This window comes from Pseudomonas sp. FW305-7, assembly GCF_058786735.1.
The window spans coordinates 1-20,886 of record NZ_JBYSZA010000003.1; the positions used below are offsets into that span (position 1 = coordinate 1).

A 20,886-nucleotide genomic window follows, 5' to 3' on the forward strand; every position below is an offset into this window, starting at 1 on the left:
CCCCTCCCCCGCTCGCCCTCGGCCCCATGCCCCGCTATACTTCCCGGCTTTTCCTGAATAAATGCCAATAGGGTCCCGCCGCGCATGGATAAGACCTACCAGCCGCACGCCATTGAAACTTCCTGGTACAACACCTGGGAGTCCGAGAACTATTTCGCACCGCAAGGCGCGGGCGATTCCTACACCATCATGATCCCGCCGCCGAACGTCACCGGCAGCCTGCACATGGGTCACGGTTTCAACAACGCGATCATGGACGCCCTGATCCGTTTCCGCCGCATGCAGGGTCGCAACACCCTGTGGCAGCCGGGCACCGACCACGCCGGTATCGCTACGCAGATGCTGGTGGAGCGTCAACTGGAAGCCACCGGCCAGAACCGTCATGACCTGGGCCGCGAGAAATTCCTCGAGAAAGTCTGGGAGTGGAAGGATCAGTCGGGCGGCAACATCAGCCGGCAGATCCGTCGCCTCGGCTCGTCCGTAGACTGGAGCCGCGAGCGCTTCACCATGGACGACGGCCTCTCGGAAGCGGTTAAAGAAGCGTTCGTGCGCCTGCACGAAGACGGCCTGATCTATCGCGGCAAGCGCCTGGTCAACTGGGACACCAAATTGCACACGGCGATTTCCGATCTCGAAGTGGAAAACCACGACGAGAAAGGTTTCCTGTGGAATCTGAAGTACCCGCTGGCCGACGGCGCGAAAACCGCTGAAGGCAACGATTTCCTGATCGTCGCGACCACTCGTCCGGAAACCATGCTCGGCGACTCCGCCGTCGCGGTTAACCCGAACGACGAGCGCTACAAAGCCCTGATCGGCAAGTTTGTCGAGCTGCCACTGGTTGGCCGCCGCATCCCGATCATTGCCGACGATTATTGCGATCCTGAATTCGGCACCGGTTGCGTGAAAATCACCCCGGCCCACGATTTCAACGACTACGAAGTCGGCAAGCGCCACAACCTGCCGCTGCTGAACATCTTCGACAAGAACGCCAACGTGCTGCCTGCGGCGCAGGTGTTCAACCTCGACGGCACGCTGAACGACAGCGTCGACGGCAAGATCCCGGCTGAATACGCCGGTCTCGAGCGCTTCGAAGCGCGCAAGCAGATCGTCGCTGCGTTTGACGCCGCCGGCCTGTTGGTCAGCGTCGACGATCACAACCTGAAAGTGCCGAAAGGCGACCGCTCCGGCACCGTCATCGAGCCGTGGCTGACCGACCAGTGGTACGTGTCGACCAAGCCGTTGGCTGAGCCGGCGATTGCTGCCGTTGAAGACGGCCGTATCCAGTTCGTGCCCAAGCAGTACGAAAACATGTACTTCTCGTGGATGCGCGACATCCAGGACTGGTGCATCAGCCGTCAGTTGTGGTGGGGCCACCGGATTCCGGCCTGGTACGACGAGTCGGGCAAGGTCTACGTCGGCCGCGACGAAGCCGAAGTGCGTGCCAAGCACAACCTCGGCCCGGACGTTGCGCTGCAACAGGACAACGACGTGCTCGACACCTGGTTCAGCGCGGGCCTGTGGACGTTCTCCACCCTCGGCTGGCCGGAAAAGACCGAGTTCCTGAAGAAATTCCACTCCACCGACGTGCTGGTCACCGGTTTCGACATCATTTTCTTCTGGGTTGCCCGGATGATCATGCTGACGATGCACCTGATCAAGAACGAGGACGGCACGCCGCAGGTGCCGTTCAAGACCGTTTATGTACACGGTCTGGTGCGTGATGGCCAAGGCCAGAAGATGTCCAAGTCCAAGGGCAACGTCCTTGACCCGCTGGACATCATCGACGGTATCGAGCTTGAAGCGCTGGTGCAAAAACGCACCTCGGGCATGATGCAGCCGAAAATGGCGAAGAAGATCGAGAAGCAGACCCGCGACGAGTTCGCCGACGGTATCGCCAGCTACGGCACCGACGCCCTGCGTTTCACCTTCTGCTCGCTGGCGTCCACCGGTCGCGACATCAAGTTCGACATGGGCCGCGTCGAAGGCTATCGCAACTTCTGCAACAAGATCTGGAACGCCGCGCGTTATGTTCTGGACAAGGGCGAAGACTGCGGCCAGAACGGCGAAGCCTACGAGCTGTCGCTGGCGGATCGCTGGATCATCTCGCAACTGCAACGCACTGAAGCCGAAGTGACCCGTCAACTCGATCAGTTCCGTTTCGACCTCGCCGCGCAAGCGCTGTACGAGTTCATCTGGAACCAGTATTGCGACTGGTACCTGGAACTGTCCAAGCCTGTGCTGTGGGACGAAAACGCTCCGGTTGAACGTCAGCGCGGCACCCGCCGTACGCTGGTTCGCGTACTGGAAGTGGCACTGCGTCTTGCGCATCCGTTCATGCCGTTCATCACTGAAGAAATCTGGCAGCGCATCGCGCCGCTGGCCGGCATTCAGGGCAAGACGATCATGCTGCAACCTTGGCCAGTGGCCAACGAAGAGCGCATCGATCCGGCGGCCGAAGACGACATCGAATGGCTCAAGGGCCTGATGCTCGGCACGCGCAACATCCGTGGCGAAATGAACATCGGCCCGGGCAAACCGCTGCCGATCTACCTGAAAAACGTCAGCGCTGAAGACCAGCGTCGCCTGACCGAGAACGAAGCGCTGCTGAAGAAGCTGGCGCGCCTGGAATCGATCACCGTTCTGGCGGCCGGCGAAGAAGCGCCACTGTCCGCTACCGCCCTGGTTGGCGAGATGGAAGTATTGGTGCCAATGGCCGGTCTGATCGATAAGGGCGCCGAGCTTGCGCGTCTGGACAAGGAAATCCTGCGTCTGCAGGGCGAAGTCCAGCGTGTTGGCGGCAAACTGTCCAACGCCGGTTTCGTTGACAAGGCCCCGGCCGAAGTCATCGAGAAGGAACGCGCCAAACTGGCCGAGGCTGAACAGGCCTTGGGCAAACTGGCCGAGCAGCACGCGCGGATTTCCAGCCTGTAAGGGCAAGCCGCGATGAAAAAGGGAGGCCACATTGGCCTCCTTTTTTTGTTTCTGCAATTTCACAGCCACCGAAGAACCCTGTGGGAGCGGGCTTGTCCGCGATAGCGTCGGGTCAGGCGACATTTATGTCGACTGATACACCGCCATCGCGGGCAAGCCGGCTCCCACAGGCTCCTCGGTGTTCTTTGCATTACGTTCACAGCGGCTGGATGTGGGACAATACCCGCCACTTTCAGCCATACCCGAATCGACCACGCCCATGACCGCCCCCCGCACACCCAAACCTGCGCGCAAGAAACCTGACTCCGCGACCCCGGCCAAAGCCGTTGAACCGCGTGAAAAGGCCAGCCTGCACCCGCGCAATCGCCATCAGGGTCGTTACGACTTCCCGGCGCTGATCAAGACCACGCCAGAACTGGCGAAATTCGTGATCATCAATCCGTATGGCAAGGAAAGCATCGACTTCGCCAGTCCGGACGCGGTACGGGTGTTCAACCGGGCGCTGCTCAAGTCGTTCTATGGCATTCAGCATTGGGACATCCCGGCTGATTACCTCTGCCCGCCAGTGCCGGGCCGTGCCGATTACGTGCACTTCCTCGCCGACCTGCTGGCCAGCATGAACGACGGCAAGGTCCCGCGCGGCGCGATCGTCAACGTGCTGGACATCGGCATGGGCGCCAACTGCGTTTATCCGCTGATCGGTAACAGCGAATACCGCTGGCACTTCCTTGGCTCGGAAATCGACCCGACAGCCGTTGCCGCTGCCACGGCCATCGTCCAGTCCAACGACCTGAACAAGGTCATCAAGCTGCGCCAACAGGAGAACCGCAAGCACATCCTGATTGGTCTGCTGGAGCCGGGCGAACGCTTTGACCTGACCATGTGCAACCCGCCGTTCCACGCTTCGATGGACGAAGCGACCAAGGGCAGCGAGCGTAAATGGCGCGCACTGGGCAAGGCTGACCCGAAACGCAAACTGCCGGTACTGAACTTCGGTGGGCAGTCGGCCGAGTTGTGGTGTGAAGGGGGCGAAGCACGCTTCGTGACGCAACTGATCGCCGAGAGCGCGAACTTCCAGCACAAAGTACTGTGGTTCAGCACCCTGGTGTCGAAAGCCTCGAACCTGCCAGCCATCGAAACGGCGCTGAAAAAGGCCGGTGTACTGGAAAGTCAAGTTGTTGAGATGTCTCAAGGACAGAAACAGAGCCGCTTCGTCGCCTGGACCTTCCAGACCAAGTCCGAACAGCAGATCTGGCGCCGCGAGCGCTGGACCCGCTAACGCAGCGCAGCCCCCTGTAGGAGCGAGCCTGCTCGCAATAGCGATATATCAGTCGACATTCAAGGTGACTGACCCACCGCTTTCGCGAGCAGGCTCGCTCCTACAAAGGTTGAGCGTGCATCGCCAAATCGCAGACACAAAAAAACCGTGCCCGGATCGCTCCGGAGCACGGTTTTTTTATCGCTGCGTCTTACTTGTTCACAGCGTCGGTCAGGCCTTTGGCCACAACCAGCTTGATCACTTTCTTTGCAGGGATTTCGATGGCAGCGCCAGTCGAAGGGTTACGGCCAGTGCGGGCAGGACGCTCGGTCACTTTCAGCTTGCCGATACCTGGCAAGGTGATTTCGCCGCCGTTTTCCAGCTGATCGGCAACGATTTGGCCCAGTTGGTCCAGAGCGTTACGCGCGGTGGTTTTCGGCGCGTCGATAGCTTCAGCGATGTCGGCGATCAGTTGGTCTTTAGTAAGAGCCATGTAGTGTTCCTTCCCTATCAAATTCATATGGATTGCAGAGTGCAGTGTCAGCCATCGAGCCCGATCTTCTGGATCTGGCACCCTCGGCGATAACCACGACGAGTCGGGTTATAGATACCGAAATCAGGGTTTGGTTCGACCTGACAAATGCTGATTGCACGCTTAACGCAGTGACTTCGCGTAAGACCGGGCAAAACTAGCACAGAGACGGGGAAATATCCGCCTCTAGCTACCCATTTGGTCAGGTTTATTGCTCTAAATCGGTAAAAAACTGCATAAGGGCTGCTACCCGCCCCGGATTTGCCCTTCACCCCGCGCCAAAACCAGTGGTTGCGGTACACTGGGCGCTTTTTCGGGGGAGCCTGCCCTCCTCCCTTCCAACAGCCGAGAAGCCCATGCCGATCCGTCATTGCATCGTCCACCTGATCGACAAAAAACCCGACGGCACGCCCGCAGTTCTGCACGCCCGTGACACGGAACTGGCCGAGTCTGCAGCCATCGAGAACATGCTCGCCGACCTCAACGAGAGCTATAACGCCAAACAGGGCAAAGCCTGGGGCCTGTTCCACCCGGAATCCGGTGCGTTCCCGTTCAGCGGCTGGCTGAAGGAGTACATGGAGGGCGGCCGCGACTTCACCGCGTTCAGCAAAGTCGCCGTCGAGCACCTGCAGAAGCTGATGGAAGAATCGAACCTGTCGGTCGGTGGCCACGTGCTGTTCGCCCACTACCAGCAAGGCATGACCGATTACCTGGCGATCGCCCTGCTGCACCACAGCGAAGGTGTGGCCGTCACCGATGAGCTGGACGTGACCCCGTCGCGCCACCTCGACCTCGGTCAGTTGCACCTGGCGGCGCGGATCAATGTCTCCGAATGGCAGAACAACAAGCAGTCCAAGCAATACATTTCGTTTATCAAGGGCAAGAACGGCAAGAAGGTGTCGGAGTACTTCCGCGACTTCATCGGTTGCCAGGAAGGCGTCGACGGCCCGGGCGAGACCCGTACCTTGCTCAAGGCCTTCAGTGACTTCGTCGAGAGCGAAGATCTGCCGGAAGACTCCGCCCGCGAGAAAACCAAGACCTTGGTGGATTACGCCAGCAGCCAGGCCAAGCTCGGCGAGCCGATGGGCCTGGAAGAGCTCTCGGAGCTGATCGACGAAGAGCGCCCGAAAGCTTTTTACGATCACATCCGCAACAAGGACTACGGCCTGTCGCCAGAGATCCCGGCGGATAAGCGCACCCTCAACCAGTTCCGTCGCTTCACCGGCCGCGCCGAAGGCCTGTCGATCAGTTTCGAAGCGCATCTGCTGGGCTCGAAGATCGAGTACGACGAAGAGGCTGGCACCCTGGTGATCAAAGGCCTACCGACTTCGCTGACCGATCAGCTGAAGCGCCGCAACTGATGCTCGGCAATGTGCTGAAGAAGGTCGCGCTGGTTCTGCTGGTGGTCGTGGTCTATCAGAACTGGGGCAAGATCGAGCGGGTGTTTAATCCGTCGCAGATGGTCGCGGAGCAGACGCGGGCTCAAGCCAATGTTGTGCTCTATGCCACCGACTGGTGTGGCTACTGCAAGCAGACCAAGCGCTTTCTCGACAGCAAGGGGATTCCTTTCAAGGAGTTCGATATCGAGAAGGATGCTGAAGCGCGCAAGGCGTATGAGGCATTGGGCGGGCGCGGGATTCCGTTGATTGACGTCAACGGGACATTGATTCGCGGGTTTGACCCGGACGAAATCCTCGCCGCCCTGAAATAACGCACTCCCCTGTGGCGAGGGGATTTATCCCCGATGGGCAGCAAAGCGGCCCCAGCTTTTCAGCCGCAATGCGCATTGACAGGATTAGCGCCTGCTGCGCAGCCGATCGGGGATAAATACCCTCGCCACAATTGCTCCTCTCACCACCAGGTCAGATTCGACTTGCTGATCAGCGTGCTTCGATACGGAAGCCGAAGCGCGGGAAGTGCACATGCACCACACCGCCACGCTCGTCTTCACGGCGCAGGATCAGCTCTTCACGGCCGGCAAACAGCAACTCACCCACCACCGGATCAACCCCGTAATCCGTCGCGGCAATCGCCACTTGCTGCCCAGCCTTGAAGCCGTTCGGATCGACGAACTGCTCATCCGGCAACGCCGCCGGTGTCGCATTATGCGCAACCTCCAACGCCTCTTCCGAGGTCATCTCGCTCGCCGCACCGTGGCCAAAACCCAGCACACGACCCAACCAGGCCGAAACAGCCGGATACTCATCCACCAGCGGCGCGGTCACGTGAGTCGCTTTGAGGAACCACAATGGATGCGCCAGCGCGAAGTCAGCAATCGACGGCTCACCAAACAGGAAGTCGCCCTGCTCGCGCTGCAACTGCTGCTCCAGGCGCGCCATGATCGTTGGCCATTGATGCTTGGCCTGTTCAGCCGACAGCCGGGTGGCACTGCCGCCACTGAACAGACCGGCACGGTCGGCAATGAACGCCTTGATCGCTTCCGGCGGCAGCTTGCCGAAACGGACCGCCACTGACTCAGGCTGAAACACCAGGCTGACCGCATGCTGGAACACCACCGAATCGGCCCACGCCGCGAAACTGGCGCTGGTCATTTCCTGACCTTCGGGGAAGAACGCCGGCAATGCCTTTTCCTGCTCCAGACGACGGGCGATCAACGATGTGTCGCAGTAGATGTCGGCACCGATCTGCAGCACCGGGGTCTTGCGATAACCGCCGGTCAGGGCCGTCAGATCCGGCTTCGGCATCACCGGCGAGATATGCACCGAACGCCAGGACAAGCCTTTGAAACCCAACAGCAGGCGGGCCTTTTCGGCAAATGGGGAGGTCGGGTAGTGGTGCAGAATCAACTCGGACATGCTCGGCTCCGCCGCTCAGATAGTGAGTCGGCAGCTTAGCGCGCATTTACTTAGCAGCCTACAGATCTGGCTGATGGGAACCAATCAGTCAGATTGATAAGACGCGACCAGACATTCCTTGGCGCTCTTGCGCAGTTTTTTGATCAGCCGTTCCTGGCGCAGCGCGTCGCTCTTGTCTCGGCACAGCTCGGTGTAGACCAGCGCCATGGCCGGGCTGGAGAGGAAGAACCGTGCACCTTTGCCGCTCTGGTGCTTGGCGAAACGACGCACGGGATCGTCACTGATCCCGCAATACAACGAGCCGTTGGCCGCACGAACGAGGTAGACGAACCAGGACTTGCTCACCGGTTCGGCAACATCGACAGATTTTTCGCTAAGGCTGGTCACTTCGGGATCAAGGCGTGTAGGAAACAGGCCGCGATCTTATCAGCGACCGGCCTGAAATGCCTTCAGTCCCTTCAGTGCCTGGGCACGGACGGCGTTGCGCACCAGTGGCGTCCAGCCCAGCAGCAGGCCTTTGAAACCCAAGGCCTGACGCGACCAGCGCCACAGATCGAAGTGGTCATGGTGTTCGCAGATCTTGCCGTCACGGAAGACGAAGCGCGCCTGGATATCGTTGATCACGACGTTGCCGGTCTGACTGAACAGATAAGTTGCCACCCAATGGGCGCCGCCGCTGCGCTCGTCGGCGCGGACGTTGTCGAAGGTCAGCGAGAAGTCTTTTGCCCGAGTGGTGAGCATGCGCCACATGTCGCCGGCATCGCGCCCGCGCAACTGGCCGAAGGCCGGATCGCTGAAGACCACGTCATCGGTGTAGCACGCGGCCATGCCTTCGGCATCGAGGCGCTGGAAGGCCTGGTAGAAACGGGTGATCAACGCGGCGTGGGCTTCACTCATGGGCAACCTCCGGAAATGTACAGATGGCCATCACGATAATCTGCAACGTCCCGAAACACTATCGGCATTCGCGCAGCGAATACCCGGAGTGCACACATCCGGTGTGGGAGCGAGCCTGCTCGCGAAAGCGGTGTGTCAGTCAACACAGATGTTGAATGCTCAATTGCCTTCGCGAGCAGGCTCGCTCCCACACTGGTAAGCGGTGTTTAAATCTTCTCGCTTTGCACCTGCACGTACAGCGCACGCCCGGCACCGAGGCCGGCAATGATCGCACCGGTACCAATAATGCCGAAGATCCAGCCCACCGCATTCCAGCCGCCAGTCCAGTCATGCACGATGCCAACCGCAAACGGCCCCATCGACGCGAGCGTGTAGCCGAAGCCCTGAGACATGCTCGACAGGTTCGCCGCGACGTGAGAATCCCGCGAGCGCAGCACGATCAGAGTCAGCGCCAGGCTGAACGTACCGCCTTGCCCCAGCCCCAGCAAAATCGCCCAGCCCCACAGGCCTTCGATTGGCGCGTACAGGCAACCGAACAGGCCACCGAGGGTCAGCGCCATCACCACGACGATCGCCAGGCGCTGATCCTTGCCGCGAGTCGCCAGCCACGGTGCGGCGAGCGAACTGGCGAGCTGGATGATCACCGAGCCGGACAGCACCAGACCCGCTTGAGTCGGCGTCAGACCACGACCGATCAGGATCGACGGCAACCAGCCGAACACGATGTAGGCCAGCGACGATTGCAGGCCCATGTACAAGGTCACCTGCCAGGCCAGCGGATCACGCAGCAGACCGCGCACGCGATAGGCGACGTTATGTGCACCGTGTTTCTGCCCGACTTGCGGCAGCCAGAACACCGCCGCCACCAGCGCTGGAATCACCCAGAAACCGAGTCCCATGGCCCAGCTGTGATCGAAATGTTCGCTCAGCGGCACGCTCGAACCCGCCGCCATCGCTGCGCCCAGACACAAGGCCATGGTGTAGACACCGGTCATGGTGCCGGCGTGTTTGGCAAAGTCGCGTTTTACGATGCCCGGCAGCAATACGCCGATGATGCCGATGCTCGCGCCGCCCAGCACGCTGCCGGCAAACAGACCGATTTCACCGAAGTTGCTGCGCAGGATAATGCCGCCCGCGAGTGTCAGCAGAATGCCCAACACTACGCGCTCGGCACCGAAGCGCCGCGCCAGAATCGGCGCCAGCGGGGCGAACAGCCCCAGGCACAGTACCGGCAACGTGGTCAGCAAACCGGCCTGAGCGGCGGACAGACCGAGACTTTTCGAGACGTCACTGAGCAGCGGCGCCATGCTCGACAGCGCCGGACGCAGGTTCAGTGCCACCAGAATCAGCCCCAACAGCAGCAACCACGGGCGCCGCACCAACGGATGGCTTTGCTGCACCTCCTCGTCATCGGCCTCGGCATCGATCAGCAGCTCTTCAAGCTTCGGGGTTGTGGATATCTCACTGCGGGACATGGACTTCTCGGTTTCAAGGTTCATTTATCAACTGCCTGGATAAAGCTTTGGCCCGTTCCGGGTCACGTTGTTCGACCGCATCGAGCAACTCGATGTGCAGGTCGAACACTTCCTGACGGCGCGGGACGATGTTCAGGGTTTGGCGCAATTGCGCGCCGACGATGCTGGAGAAATAGCGATAGAGCTCGCTGAGGGTCGGGTTGTGCGCGGCATCGACCAAGCGGCGGTGGAACACCAGATCGCAAGCGATGTAAGTGTCGAGATCGCCGTGATAGTGGCTGCCGCTGGTGCCAAGCGCCTCACGCAATGCGGCGAGGTCCTCATCGGTGCGGCGCAATGCCGCCAGGCCAATGGCCTCGACTTCGAGGATGTGCCGGGTTTCCCGCGCCTGATCCAGCGAACACCTGGACAGCGCCTTGAGCGTGTCCATGGGATCGACGACTGCGCGCAAGTAACTGCCGTCGCCCTGACGGATGTCGATCAATCCGGAAAACGCCAATACGCGCATGGCTTCACGCACGGTGTTACGGCTGATGCCCAGCTCGGCGCACAGCTCGGGCTCGGTCGGCAACCGCTCGCCAACCTGCCAGGCACCGCTGTTGATGCGCTGACGGAGCTGGTCCAAGGCCTGATCGACCAGAGATCGTTTGATGAGTGGAGAAATGTCTGACATAGGATTCGCCCTTTCATCCAATCATAGGATGAATTTTCCGACATGTTAGTCAGACCCACGTAGGACGGCAACCTCCTAGGGTCAATCGGAGACACATGGAGCGGGATTTTCGATTGGTCAAAATTACCCTTTAAGGGTAATTTTAGGGAAAGGTTCAAGATTTTTTATGGAGAAAAATACACCCCACTACAACTTGGCGGTGATCAAGGAGGATGTCAGAAGGCTCGGAATAAACGCATTTACCAGGACTGCACGCAAAAGCGGTCGAGACATGGGCCTGAGCCTCAAGGAAATGCAGGACGTCGTTTTCGAACTGCAAAACAGGATGCTGTACAAATCGATGACGACCTATGGCGACCATCGGGTTTGGCAAGACGTGTATCACATCACTTCGCATGATCTGGAGATTTACATCAAGGTCACTTATTGCTCAGGCGGTGAACCTCCGGTGATCTCCTTCAAGGAGAAAAACCCATGAACACGAAACAATGCTTCAGTTGCGGAGCACCTGAAGGAATGCGGCACTTTGAATGTCGTGCTGAAACCATGAGCGTAAAAGGCATGGAGCGTCGTCTTGATGATTTGTCTGGATGGGAGTGTCAGGCATGCGGGGAAGTCATATTCGACCCCGATAGCGCATTACGCTACTCGAATGCGAGTGACGAACTCGTCATTGCCGGCCGACAGATGATCGGTAACGAGATGAAGCGCATCCGCCGCAAGCTGCATCTGTCACAGAAGGAAGCGGTGCTGTTGTTGTCAGGTGGCGGGCACAATGCGTTTTCACGATATGAACGCGGCGACTCGCTCCCACCGAAAGCCCTGATAGTGCTGATGCGCCTGCTTGATCGTCACCCACACCTCCTCACCGATGCGCGCGCTTTGGGCGAAGGAGCAGATTTGCGAGGATTCAAGGATACAGTTCACAAAGAACACGAAACGCTGACCATGTCCTGAACAGCAAAGGTAAAAAACCCGGCACAAGGCCGGGTTTGTTTTTAACGACCAACCATCAATGCAATATCTGACTCAAGAACAACTTCGTCCGCTCATTCTGCGGATTGTCGAAGAAGTCATTCGGCGCCGCCTGCTCAACGATTTCGCCCTTGTCCATGAAGATCACGCGGTTCGCCACGGTGCGGGCAAAGCCCATTTCGTGAGTCACACAGAGCATGGTCATGCCGTCTTCGGCCAGACCGATCATGGTGTCCAGCACCTCTTTCACCATCTCCGGATCGAGCGCTGAAGTCGGTTCATCGAACAGCATGATTTTCGGTTTCATGCACAGGGCGCGGGCGATCGCCACACGCTGCTGCTGACCGCCGGACAGTTGCCCCGGGAATTTATGCGCCTGCTCCGGAATGCGTACGCGTTCCAGATAATGCATGGCGATTTCCTCGGCCTTGCGCTTGGGCATCTTGCGTACCCACATCGGCGCCAGGGTGCAGTTCTGCAAAATGGTCAGGTGCGGGAACAGGTTGAAGTGCTGGAACACCATGCCGACTTCGCGGCGGATCGCTTCGATCTGCTTGAGGTCGTTGGTCAGTTCCACACCATCGACCACAATGCGGCCCTGCTGGTGTTCCTCCAGACGATTGAGGCAACGAATGGTGGTCGACTTGCCGGAACCAGACGGGCCGCACAGGACGATACGCTCGCCCTGTTTGACGTTGAGGTTGATGTCTTTCAGCACGTGGAACTGGCCGTACCACTTGTTGACGCCCTGCATCTGAATAATGCCTTCAGGGCCCACTGGCTTTTTGCTTGCTTCGCTCATTTACAGAGAACTCCTAACGCTTGTGGCCAGTGTCGAGCTTGCGTTCCAGATGCATGGAATAGCGCGACATACCAAAACAGAAAATCCAGAACACCAGGGCGGCGAACACGTAGCCTTCGGTGGCCATGCCCAGCCATTTCGGATCGGCAGCGGCTTGCTTGACGCTGTTGAGCAGGTCAAAGAGGCCGATGATGATCACCAGACTGGTGTCCTTGAACAGCGCAATGAACGTGTTGACGATGCCGGGAATGACCAGCTTCAGGGCTTGCGGCAGGATCACCAGGCCCATCGAACGCCAGTAACCGAGGCCCATCGCTGCAGCCGCTTCGTACTGACCCTTGGGGATCGCTTGCAGACCGCCGCGCACCACTTCGGCCACATAGGCCGACTGGAACAGGATCACGCCGATCAGCGCCCGCAGCAGCTTGTCGAAGTTCATGCCTTCGGGCAGGAACAGCGGCAGCATCACCGAGGACATGAACAGCACCGTGATCAACGGCACACCGCGCCAGAACTCAATGAAGGTCACGCAGACCACACGAATCGCTGGCATGTTCGAGCGTCGTCCCAGCGCCAGCACAATCCCCAGCGGCAGGGCGCCGGCGATACCGACAGTGGCGATCACCAGGGTCAGCATCAGGCCGCCCCATTGGCTGGTCGCCACGTTGGTCAGGCCGAAGCCGCCGTGCAGCAGGATGAAAGCAATGATCGGGTACAGCACCAGGAAACTCAGCCCGTATATCGCTTTACGCGGTACACGCGAGATAAACAAAGGCGCCGCGCCGATGACCGCCAGCCACACGGTCAGGTCCACGCGCCAGCGCAGTTCCGGCGGATAGTAGCCGTACATGAACTGGCCGAATCGCTGCTGAATGAATACCCAGCAGGCGCCTTCCTTGGTGCAGTCGGCGCGGGTGGTGCCGACCCAGTTGGCATCGACAATCGCCCAGCTGAGGATCGGTGGCACCACGAGGTAGATCAGGTAGAACGCAAACAGGGTCAACAGGGTGTTGAGCCAGCTGGAGAACATGTTCGCGCGCATCCACGCCACCACGCCGATGCTGCTGTTCGGTGGGGGCATGTCGGGTTTGAAAGTATGAGTACTCATGCGCTTTTCCTTACCGCTCGATCAGCGCAATGCGCTTGTTGTACCAGTTCATCAGCAGGGAAATGCTGATACTGATCGCCAGGTACACGCTCATGGTGATCGCAATCACCTCGATCGCCTGACCGGTCTGGTTGAGTACCGTGCCGGCGAACAGCGAGACCATTTCCGGGTAACCGATACCGGCCGCCAGCGAGGAGTTTTTCGCCAGGTTCAGGTATTGGCTGGTCAGCGGCGGAATGATCACGCGCAGGGCTTGCGGGATGATCACCTTGCGCAGGGTCGGGCCGTTGCGCAGACCTAGGGAACGGGCCGCTTCGGTCTGGCCGTGGCTGACCGACTTGATCCCCGAACGGACGATCTCGGCGATAAACGCTGCCGTGTAAACAGTCAAGGCCAGGGTCAACGCGAGCAGTTCAGGGATCAGTACCCAGCCACCGACGAAGTTGAAGCCCTGCAACTTGGGCATTTCCCAGTGCAGCGGTGCGCCGAAGATCAGTGCGCACAAGGTCGGGATCAGCAACATGATCGCCAGCCCCGTCCAGAACTTGTGGAACGGTACGCCGGTTTCTTCAAAGCGCTTGTTGGCCCAACGGCACATCAGCACGGTCGCGATGATCGCCACCACGACGCTGCCGAAAAAAGCCCAGAAGCCATCAGCCGCCAACGCTGCCGGCATGTTCAGGCCACGGCTGCTGACGAAGAAGGTGTCGCCGAAGTTATGGCTGTTGCGCGGCCCCGGCATGGTCAGGAACACCGCGAAGTACCAGAACAGGATTTGCAGCAGCGGCGGAATGTTGCGGAAAACTTCCACGTACACCGTCGCCAGTTTGCTGATGATCCAGTTCTGCGACAGCCGCGCCACACCGATGATGAAACCGAGGATCGTCGCCAGAATCACGCCGATCACTGTCACCAACAGGGTGTTGAGCAAACCGATGACAAAGACGCGGGCATAGCTGTCCGCTTCCGTGTAGTCGATCAGGTGTTGAGCGATGCCGAACCCGGCACTGCGCTCCAGAAAGCCGAAACCGGAGGTAATGCCCCGGTGCTGAAGGTTGGTTTGCGTGTTGTCGAACAAGTACCAGCCCAGCGAGACCACCGCCACAACGGTGATGATCTGGAATAGCCACGCACGCACTCGTGGATCGCTGAGGCTGAGCCTCTGCTTTGGTGCGCCGATTGAATTTTGCATGAAGTGCCCCGCAAGAAATGGAACAGAACATCACCCGGCGGTTGGCCCGCCGGGTGATAGAACCATTAGCGCACTGGTGGTGCGTACTGAATGCCGCCGTTGTTCCACAGGGCGTTCAGGCCACGGTCGATTTCCAGCGGAGTGCTCTTGCCGAGGTTTTTCTCGAAGATTTCGCCGTAGTTGCCGACTTGTTTGACGATCTGCACGACCCAGTCCTTCGGCAGTTTCAGGTCCTTGCCGTACTCGCCGTCAGCACCGAGCATACGGGCGACGTCCGGGTTCTTGGTCGACTTGGCTTCAGCTTCGACGTTCTTCGAGGTGATGCCGGCTTCCTCGGTGTTGAGCAGCGCGTAGCCGACCCAACGGACGATGGCCAGCCACTCGTCGTCGCCGTTACGTACGACCGGGCCCAGTGGCTCTTTGGAAATGGTTTCCGGCAGAACCACGTAGTCCTTCGGCGAAGCCAGCTTGCTGCGCTGGGCGAACAGTTGCGATTTGTCGGAGGTCAGCACGTCGCAACGACCGGATTCCAGCGACTTGGCGCTTTCATCGGAGGTGTCGAAAGTGATCGGGGTGTATTTCAGACCGTTGCCGCGGAAGTAGTCGGAAACGTTCAGTTCGGTGGTGGTACCGGCCTGGATGCAGATGGTTGCACCGTCCAGCTCTTTGGCACTCTTCACGCCCAGCTTGTTGTTTACCAGGAAGCCGATGCCGTCATAGTAGGTAATGAAGCCCGGGAATTTCAGGCCCATGCCCGCGTCACGGGAGCTGGTCATGGTGGTGTTGCGCGACAGAATGTCGATCTCGCCGGATTGCAGCGCGGTGAAGCGCTCCTTGGCGTTCAACTGACTGAACTTGACCTTGGTCGCGTCGCCGAATACGGCAGCGGCCACAGCGCGGCAGACGTCAGCGTCGATGCCGAGGATCTTGCCGGTAGCGTCGGGAACCGAGAAGCCCGGCAGACCGTCGCTCACGCCACACTGCACGAAACCTTTCTTCTGTACGGCATCCAGGGTTGCACCCGCCTGAGCGAACCCGCTGACGCCGAGTACTGCTGCCGCAGTCACGACTGCCAGAGTGGATTTCAACATCTTCATTCAAACCTCCAGTTTTGCTCTTGTTGTGTCGGAGCTTGAGTCCAGTCGCACCCTTTTGAGGCGTTGTTGACCCGTGTTGGCTTTTTTTGGGGTCAACCGACGTAAGACCTTCGCTATGAGTCTAGTAGGAGAAAATCCACATCATGGACAACTCACTTCTCACCAATCGGCCGAACGGGCTGTAGCCCTGTCACGTTCGCTAAGCCCGTAGCGGCCATTGGCGAACATCCATCACCGGATTCGTTGCTATCCCGTCGCGAGTCGTACACTGATAGTGTTACCGCCACGCGTAGGACGCTTCGTACAAAGTCCTCCATAGCAAAGCCCGTACCACACTGGATGCCGAACTGATCGGGCGACAGGTCAATAGCAAAACTTGTACCCTTGCGACATCTTCTTAACGGATCAACCGGGCGCGCACTCCAATCACGCACTTAATGAGAGCGCCCGCACATATTTGGAGCAGCCATGACCGAGCCCTTGATTCTTCAGCCTGTTAAGCCCGCAGACGCCTGCGTGATATGGCTGCACGGCCTGGGTGCCGACCGCTACGACTTTCTGCCAGTGGCCGAAGCGTTGCAGGAAAGCCTGTTGAGCACGCGCTTCGTTCTGCCCCAGGCGCCGACCCGCCCGGTCACCATTAATGGCGGATATGCCATGCCGAGCTGGTACGACATCAAGGCCATGAGCCCGGCCCGGGCGATCGATCGTGATGAGCTGGAAGCGTCGGCGGATCGCATCATTGAATTGATCGAAGAACAGCGCGCCAGCGGAATAGACGCCTCGCGGATTTTCCTCGCCGGTTTCTCCCAGGGTGGCGCGGTGGTTTTTCACACCGCTTTCTTGAAATGGCAGGGACCGTTGGGTGGCGTACTGGCACTGTCGACGTATGCGCCGACGTTCAGCGAAGAATTGGAGTTGTCTGCCAGCCAGCAGCGCATTCCGGTCCTGTCGTTGCACGGTCAGTTCGACAACGTGGTGCAGAACTCCATGGGACGTACCGCCTATGAGTATCTGAAGGCCCATGGTGTCACCGTGACATGGCAGGAATACCCAATGGAGCACGAAGTGTTACCCGAAGAAATCCGCGACATCGGTGTGTGGTTGAGCGAGCGCCTGCGCTGATCGCGCTGGCTGTTTTCAGCCACGGCAACTGCCTTTGATCCCTCCCACTACGCCGCGCCCGATTCTTGCATTACACTGGCCGGCGTACATTCCTTAATCAATTGATGAGATGACCGTGCTCAAAGCACTCAAGAAGATGTTCGGTAAAAGCGAGGCTGAGCAGCTCGCGCCAGTTCCCAGTGCGCCGTCGCACGCCCCCGGCCATCGCAGCGATGCCCGCCAGGCCGACCGCCCCGCTACCGTAGCGGCTCCGAAACAAGAGGCAAAACCGGCCGCCGTCGCCACTCCAGCGGCTGCTCCAGTCGCCGAAAGCGCCAGCAGCGAAGCACCGAAACCGGCCAGACCACGCCGCGAACCCAAGCCCAAGGCCGCGGTTATCCCGTGGAAACTCGAAGACTTCGTCGTCGAGCCTCAGGAAGGCAAAACCCGCTTCCACGATTTCAAGCTCTCCCCGGAACTGATGCACGCCATCCAGGACCTGGGCTTTCCGTATTGCACGCCGATCCAGGCGCAGGTGCTGGGTTTCACCCTCGCCGGCAAAGACGCCATCGGCCGCGCGCAGACCGGCACCGGCAAGACCGCCGCGTTCCTGATCTCGATCATCACCCAACTGCTGCAAACGCCGCCGCCGAAAGAGCGCTACATGGGTGAACCCCGTGCGCTGATCATCGCGCCGACCCGTGAGCTGGTGGTGCAGATCGCCAAGGACGCCGCCGACCTGACCAAGTACACCGGCCTCAACGTCATGACGTTTGTGGGCGGCATGGACTTCGACAAGCAGCTCAAGCACCTCGAAGCACGCCACTGCGACATCCTCGTCGCGACCCCGGGCCGTCTGCTCGACTTCAACCAGCGCGGCGATGTGCACCTGGACATGGTCGAAGTGATGGTGCTGGACGAAGCCGACCGTATGCTCGACATGGGTTTCATCCCGCAAGTACGGCAGATCATTCGTCAGACCCCGCCGAAGTCCGAGCGCCAGACCCTGCTGTTCTCGGCGACCTTCACCGAAGACGTGATGAACCTGGCCAAGCAATGGACCACCGACCCGTCGATCGTCGAGATCGAGTCGCAGAACGTCGCCAACGAAAACGTCGAGCAGCACATCTATGCGGTGGCCGGCGCTGACAAATACAAACTGCTCTACAACCTGGTCAACGATAACGGCTGGGAGCGGGTGATCGTGTTTGCCAACCGCAAGGACGAAGTGCGCCGTATCGAAGAGCGTCTGGTGCGCGATGGCATCAACGCCGCGCAACTGTCCGGCGATGTGCCGCAGCACAAGCGCATCAAGACCCTGGAAGGCTTCCGCGAAGGCAAGATTCGCGTGCTGGTGGCCACCGATGTGGCCGGTCGCGGCATCCACATCGACGGCATCAGCCATGTGATCAACTTCACCCTGCCGGAAGTCCCGGACGACTACGTGCACCGTATCGGCCGTACCGGTCGCGCCGGCGCCGATGGTGTATCGATCAGCTTCGCCGGTGAAGACGACTCCTACCAGTTGCCGTCCATCGAAGAGAAGCTCGGTCGCAAGATCAGCTGTGAAACGCCGCCGACGCATCTGCTGCGAGCGGTTGAGCGCAAGCGTCCGCAGTAAGCGACGCTATTAAAGAGAAAGCGCAGCCGGCAACGGACTGCGCTTTTTTTTCGCCCGGCGTTTCAACAGGTGCTTGCGAGAGAAAACTAAAAGTCCATAATGGAAAAATTAGTTTAGATTTTGTCTTCGGAGCCTGCCATGTTCAGTACGCCCTACGTGATCAACCACATCCAGGCCCGCGAGCTGTTGGCGCGCATCGACGTACCGCAAATCCTGCGCAAGCTGTTCCGCGATCTCGCTGCTGGCCATGCTGTACAGCCGGCGCAGCAACTGGTGGAATTCCCGCAGGGCGCCGGCGACTTCATCAATTACCTGGGTGTGCTGGCCAAGGACGGTGTGTATGGGGTGAAGACTTCGCCGTACATCGTTCGCGAGCAAGGCCCGCTGGTGACCGCGTGGACGCTGCTGATGTCGATGAAAACCGGCCAGCCGTTGCTGCTCTGTGATGCCGGAGAACTGACCACAGCGCGTACTGCCGCGACTACCGCAGTGGCAGTCGATGCTCTCGCTCCGGTAAATGCCAAACGACTGGCGATCATCGGCAGCGGCAAGGTTGCCCAAGCGCATTTGCATTACGTGAAAAGCTTGCGCGACTGGCAGAGCATCAGCGTCTATTCACCGAGCTTGCTGGAAGATGCTGAAACCCAGGCACTCCTGAAAGCCATCGCTCCCGACCTGACCATTGCGCCCAGCCGCGAAGCCGCTGTCACCGATGCCGACGTGATCATGCTCTGCACTTCATCCGCAGGGCCGGTGATCGATCCTGCCGCATTGAGCAAACCGGCACTGATCACCTCGATCAGCACCAACGCCCCGCGCGCCCATGAAGTACCACCGCAGAGCCTCAACGACATGCAGGTGTTCTGCGACTATCGTCTGACCACGCCGGGGTCGGCGGGGGAGATGTTGATTGCCGCCGAGCAGCATGCCTGGAGCAAGGACTCGATCGTTGGCGATCTGGCAGATCTGCTCAGTGAAAAAGTGCAGCGCCCCGACTACCACCGTCATGTATTTTTCCGCTCGATTGGCCTGGGTCTGGAAGACATCGCTTTGGCCAATGCGGTGTATCACTTAAGTAACTGATCCCACGATCCCTGTGGGAGCGGGCTTGCCCGCGATTCAGGCACCGCGGTTCTGCAGAACAACCGCAGTGATGCCATCGCGGGCAAGCCCGGCTCCCACAGGATCTGCGACAACTTCAACTTTGTATTTCAACGTGGAGTTTTTCATGAGCCAGGCAGATTTCATCATCATCGGCGGCGGAATTGCCGGCGCCTCCACCGGTTTCTGGCTGTCGCCGCACGGCAAAGTGATCGTGCTCGAACGTGAGTCGCACCCGGCCTATCACTCCACCGGACGCTCCGCCGCGCTGTTCACTGCCGCGTACGGCACGCCGCAAGTGCGTGCACTGACACAGGCCAGTCGCGAGTTTTTCGATCATCCGCCGGCCGGTTTCTGTGAGCATCCGCTGCTGACCCCGCGCGGCGAAATGACCGTGGATTTCACCGGGGATGCCGCCGAACTGAACAACCAATACCTCAGCGCCAAAGCCACGGTGCCGGAGATGCAATTACTCACAGCCGACGAAGCCTGCGCCCGAATGCCGATCCTGCGCCGGGAAAAAGTCCACGGTGCAATCTACGACCCGAGCGCCAGCGACATCGACACCGATGCCCTGCATCAGGGCTACTTGCGTGGCATTCGCCGCAATAACGGCGAAGTGCATACCGATTGTCAGGTGCTTGGGCTGAGCCGCGACGCTGAAGGCCACTGGCAGGTGCAGACCAACGGCCAGACCTTCAGCGCCCCGGTGATCATCAACGCCGCCGGTGCATGGGCTGACAAGGTCGGTGAAATGGCCGGCGCGAAATGCCTGGGCCTGCAACCGAAACGCCGCGCCGCGTTCATCTTCGCCGGGCCCGAAGGCGTCGACATCCACCACTGGCCAATGCTGGTCAGCCTCGACGAATCGTTCTACATGAAGCCCGACGCCGGCATGTTCCTCGGCTCGCCGGCCAACGCCGACCCGGTCGAGCCCCACGACGTGCAGCCCGAAGAACTGGACATCGCCATGGGCATCTACCAGATCGAAGAAGCCACCACGCTGACCATCCGCCGCCCGACCCGCACCTGGGCCGGTCTGCGCAGTTTCGTCGCCGACGGTGACTTGCTCAGCGGTTTTGATCCGCAAGTTCCGGGACTGTTCTGGGTCGCGGCGCAGGGCGGTTATGGCATTCAGACGTCACCGGCGATGGGCCAGGCCAGTGCGGCGCTGGTGCGCGGCCAGCCGCTGCCCGAACAACTGCGCCAGTTCGGTCTGAGCAGCGCCATGCTCTCCCCTGCCCGTCTCGCCTGATCGTCCATCCGGATGACGCGCCCAACGGATTGCGGCAAACTCGCAGCGC

The 20,886-nt window shown here is 59.8% G+C and carries 20 protein-coding genes; 10 read left to right on the forward strand and 10 right to left on the reverse strand.

From position 1 onward, the window contains the following. The first annotated feature begins 84 nt into the window (after nt 1-84). Together AC3WMT_RS05270 and rlmF are read left to right on the forward strand one after the other, a co-directional pair. The gene (locus tag AC3WMT_RS05270) at nt 85-2,931 is read left to right on the forward strand and encodes a valine--tRNA ligase (protein ID WP_103305219.1); all 2,847 of its coding nucleotides are present in this window, start codon (nt 85-87) and stop codon (nt 2,929-2,931) included. Between the two features lie 259 nt (nt 2,932-3,190). Further along, complete coding sequence (rlmF, locus tag AC3WMT_RS05275; protein ID WP_103305218.1) at nt 3,191-4,210, forward strand: 23S rRNA (adenine(1618)-N(6))-methyltransferase RlmF; 1,020 nt, start codon at nt 3,191-3,193, stop codon at nt 4,208-4,210. A 190-nt stretch (nt 4,211-4,400) separates the two neighbouring features. Here rlmF and AC3WMT_RS05280 read toward each other — a convergent pair whose 3' ends face one another. Next, entirely contained in the window at nt 4,401-4,682 is a 282-nt protein-coding gene (locus AC3WMT_RS05280) for an HU family DNA-binding protein (protein WP_003221909.1), read from the reverse strand. A gap of 395 nt (nt 4,683-5,077) precedes the next feature. Between AC3WMT_RS05280 and yejK the strand changes: the two genes are divergently transcribed. Both yejK and AC3WMT_RS05290 read left to right on the forward strand, forming a co-directional pair. Further along, entirely contained in the window at nt 5,078-6,082 is a 1,005-nt protein-coding gene (gene yejK / locus AC3WMT_RS05285) for a nucleoid-associated protein YejK (RefSeq protein ID WP_103305217.1), read from the forward strand. Next, complete coding sequence (locus AC3WMT_RS05290) at nt 6,082-6,432, forward strand: glutaredoxin family protein (RefSeq protein ID WP_034154584.1); 351 nt, start codon at nt 6,082-6,084, stop codon at nt 6,430-6,432. The genes yejK and AC3WMT_RS05290 overlap by 1 nt, the downstream gene beginning before the upstream one ends. 169 nt (nt 6,433-6,601) lie before the next feature. On the opposite strand, the gene AC3WMT_RS05295 is transcribed toward AC3WMT_RS05290, so the two are convergent. From AC3WMT_RS05295 to AC3WMT_RS05315, 5 genes are all read right to left on the reverse strand, one after another. After that, nucleotides 6,602-7,537 carry a glutathione S-transferase family protein gene (locus tag AC3WMT_RS05295; RefSeq protein ID WP_103305216.1) on the reverse strand — a complete coding sequence of 312 codons (936 nt, stop codon included), beginning with the start codon at nt 7,535-7,537 and terminating at the stop codon, nt 6,602-6,604. 84 nt (nt 7,538-7,621) lie between these two features. After that, nucleotides 7,622-7,924 (reverse strand): GIY-YIG nuclease family protein, encoded by a 303-nt coding sequence (locus AC3WMT_RS05300; protein WP_008083651.1) that lies wholly within the window; start codon nt 7,922-7,924, stop codon nt 7,622-7,624. 39 nt (nt 7,925-7,963) lie between these two features. After that, on the reverse strand, nt 7,964-8,434 hold the full coding sequence (locus AC3WMT_RS05305) for a nuclear transport factor 2 family protein (protein ID WP_103305215.1): 471 nt from the start codon (nt 8,432-8,434) through the stop codon (nt 7,964-7,966). A 206-nt stretch (nt 8,435-8,640) separates the two neighbouring features. Next, a complete protein-coding gene (locus AC3WMT_RS05310; protein WP_103305214.1) occupies nt 8,641-9,933 on the reverse strand; it encodes a CynX/NimT family MFS transporter in 1,293 nt (430 codons plus the stop codon). Beyond that, entirely contained in the window at nt 9,923-10,582 is a 660-nt protein-coding gene (locus AC3WMT_RS05315) for a FadR/GntR family transcriptional regulator (RefSeq protein WP_103305213.1), read from the reverse strand. The genes AC3WMT_RS05310 and AC3WMT_RS05315 overlap by 11 nt, the downstream gene beginning before the upstream one ends. Before the next feature lie 166 nt (nt 10,583-10,748). Here AC3WMT_RS05315 and AC3WMT_RS05320 point away from each other — a divergent pair, with 166 nt between their 5' ends. Both AC3WMT_RS05320 and AC3WMT_RS05325 read left to right on the forward strand, forming a co-directional pair. Beyond that, nucleotides 10,749-11,060 carry a type II toxin-antitoxin system MqsR family toxin gene (locus tag AC3WMT_RS05320; protein WP_103305212.1) on the forward strand — a complete coding sequence of 104 codons (312 nt, stop codon included), beginning with the start codon at nt 10,749-10,751 and terminating at the stop codon, nt 11,058-11,060. Next, entirely contained in the window at nt 11,057-11,539 is a 483-nt protein-coding gene (locus AC3WMT_RS05325; protein ID WP_103305211.1) for a type II toxin-antitoxin system MqsA family antitoxin, read from the forward strand. Before AC3WMT_RS05320 ends, AC3WMT_RS05325 begins: the two co-directional genes overlap by 4 nt. Before the next feature lie 55 nt (nt 11,540-11,594). Here AC3WMT_RS05325 and AC3WMT_RS05330 read toward each other — a convergent pair whose 3' ends face one another. From AC3WMT_RS05330 to AC3WMT_RS05345, 4 genes are all read right to left on the reverse strand, one after another. Then, nucleotides 11,595-12,359 (reverse strand): amino acid ABC transporter ATP-binding protein, encoded by a 765-nt coding sequence (locus AC3WMT_RS05330; protein WP_103305210.1) that lies wholly within the window; start codon nt 12,357-12,359, stop codon nt 11,595-11,597. A gap of 13 nt (nt 12,360-12,372) precedes the next feature. Beyond that, entirely contained in the window at nt 12,373-13,467 is a 1,095-nt protein-coding gene (locus AC3WMT_RS05335) for an amino acid ABC transporter permease (protein ID WP_103305209.1), read from the reverse strand. A 10-nt stretch (nt 13,468-13,477) separates the two neighbouring features. Continuing rightward, complete coding sequence (locus AC3WMT_RS05340; protein WP_103305208.1) at nt 13,478-14,659, reverse strand: amino acid ABC transporter permease; 1,182 nt, start codon at nt 14,657-14,659, stop codon at nt 13,478-13,480. A 65-nt stretch (nt 14,660-14,724) separates the two neighbouring features. After that, nucleotides 14,725-15,756, reverse strand: coding sequence for an amino acid ABC transporter substrate-binding protein (locus AC3WMT_RS05345; RefSeq protein WP_103305207.1), 1,032 nt, complete (start codon nt 15,754-15,756; stop codon nt 14,725-14,727). A gap of 468 nt (nt 15,757-16,224) precedes the next feature. On the opposite strand from AC3WMT_RS05345, the gene AC3WMT_RS05350 reads away from it, so the two are divergent. The 4 genes from AC3WMT_RS05350 to AC3WMT_RS05365 all read left to right on the forward strand — a co-directional run bounded on the left by AC3WMT_RS05350 (nt 16,225) and on the right by AC3WMT_RS05365 (nt 20,837). Further along, entirely contained in the window at nt 16,225-16,881 is a 657-nt protein-coding gene (locus AC3WMT_RS05350) for an alpha/beta hydrolase (RefSeq protein WP_103305206.1), read from the forward strand. 109 nt (nt 16,882-16,990) lie between these two features. Next, on the forward strand, nt 16,991-18,481 hold the full coding sequence (rhlB, locus tag AC3WMT_RS05355; RefSeq protein ID WP_103305205.1) for an ATP-dependent RNA helicase RhlB: 1,491 nt from the start codon (nt 16,991-16,993) through the stop codon (nt 18,479-18,481). A gap of 138 nt (nt 18,482-18,619) precedes the next feature. Next, the gene (locus AC3WMT_RS05360; RefSeq protein WP_103305204.1) at nt 18,620-19,564 is read left to right on the forward strand and encodes an ornithine cyclodeaminase family protein; all 945 of its coding nucleotides are present in this window, start codon (nt 18,620-18,622) and stop codon (nt 19,562-19,564) included. Nucleotides 19,565-19,709: 145 nt separating this feature from the next. After that, nucleotides 19,710-20,837 carry an NAD(P)/FAD-dependent oxidoreductase gene (locus AC3WMT_RS05365; RefSeq protein WP_103305203.1) on the forward strand — a complete coding sequence of 376 codons (1,128 nt, stop codon included), beginning with the start codon at nt 19,710-19,712 and terminating at the stop codon, nt 20,835-20,837. Nucleotides 20,838-20,886 lie beyond the last annotated feature (49 nt).

Excerpts from the sequence above, each read along its gene's own strand:
- AC3WMT_RS05270 (WP_103305219.1), top strand. The coding sequence starts at position 85 with ATGGATAAGACCTACCAGCCGCACGCCATTGAAACTTCCTGGTACAAC.
- rlmF (WP_103305218.1), top strand. The coding sequence starts at position 3,191 with ATGACCGCCCCCCGCACACCCAAACCTGCGCGCAAGAAACCTGACTCC.
- AC3WMT_RS05280 (WP_003221909.1), bottom strand. The coding sequence starts at position 4,682 with ATGGCTCTTACTAAAGACCAACTGATCGCCGACATCGCTGAAGCTATC.
- yejK (WP_103305217.1), top strand. The coding sequence starts at position 5,078 with ATGCCGATCCGTCATTGCATCGTCCACCTGATCGACAAAAAACCCGAC.
- AC3WMT_RS05290 (WP_034154584.1), top strand. The coding sequence starts at position 6,082 with ATGCTCGGCAATGTGCTGAAGAAGGTCGCGCTGGTTCTGCTGGTGGTC.
- AC3WMT_RS05295 (WP_103305216.1), bottom strand. The coding sequence starts at position 7,537 with ATGTCCGAGTTGATTCTGCACCACTACCCGACCTCCCCATTTGCCGAA.
- AC3WMT_RS05305 (WP_103305215.1), bottom strand. The coding sequence starts at position 8,434 with ATGAGTGAAGCCCACGCCGCGTTGATCACCCGTTTCTACCAGGCCTTC.
- AC3WMT_RS05310 (WP_103305214.1), bottom strand. The coding sequence starts at position 9,933 with ATGAACCTTGAAACCGAGAAGTCCATGTCCCGCAGTGAGATATCCACA.
- AC3WMT_RS05315 (WP_103305213.1), bottom strand. The coding sequence starts at position 10,582 with ATGTCAGACATTTCTCCACTCATCAAACGATCTCTGGTCGATCAGGCC.
- AC3WMT_RS05320 (WP_103305212.1), top strand. The coding sequence starts at position 10,749 with ATGGAGAAAAATACACCCCACTACAACTTGGCGGTGATCAAGGAGGAT.
- AC3WMT_RS05325 (WP_103305211.1), top strand. The coding sequence starts at position 11,057 with ATGAACACGAAACAATGCTTCAGTTGCGGAGCACCTGAAGGAATGCGG.
- AC3WMT_RS05330 (WP_103305210.1), bottom strand. The coding sequence starts at position 12,359 with ATGAGCGAAGCAAGCAAAAAGCCAGTGGGCCCTGAAGGCATTATTCAG.
- AC3WMT_RS05335 (WP_103305209.1), bottom strand. The coding sequence starts at position 13,467 with ATGAGTACTCATACTTTCAAACCCGACATGCCCCCACCGAACAGCAGC.
- AC3WMT_RS05340 (WP_103305208.1), bottom strand. The coding sequence starts at position 14,659 with ATGCAAAATTCAATCGGCGCACCAAAGCAGAGGCTCAGCCTCAGCGAT.
- AC3WMT_RS05345 (WP_103305207.1), bottom strand. The coding sequence starts at position 15,756 with ATGAAGATGTTGAAATCCACTCTGGCAGTCGTGACTGCGGCAGCAGTA.
- AC3WMT_RS05350 (WP_103305206.1), top strand. The coding sequence starts at position 16,225 with ATGACCGAGCCCTTGATTCTTCAGCCTGTTAAGCCCGCAGACGCCTGC.
- rhlB (WP_103305205.1), top strand. The coding sequence starts at position 16,991 with ATGACCGTGCTCAAAGCACTCAAGAAGATGTTCGGTAAAAGCGAGGCT.
- AC3WMT_RS05360 (WP_103305204.1), top strand. The coding sequence starts at position 18,620 with ATGTTCAGTACGCCCTACGTGATCAACCACATCCAGGCCCGCGAGCTG.
- AC3WMT_RS05365 (WP_103305203.1), top strand. The coding sequence starts at position 19,710 with ATGAGCCAGGCAGATTTCATCATCATCGGCGGCGGAATTGCCGGCGCC.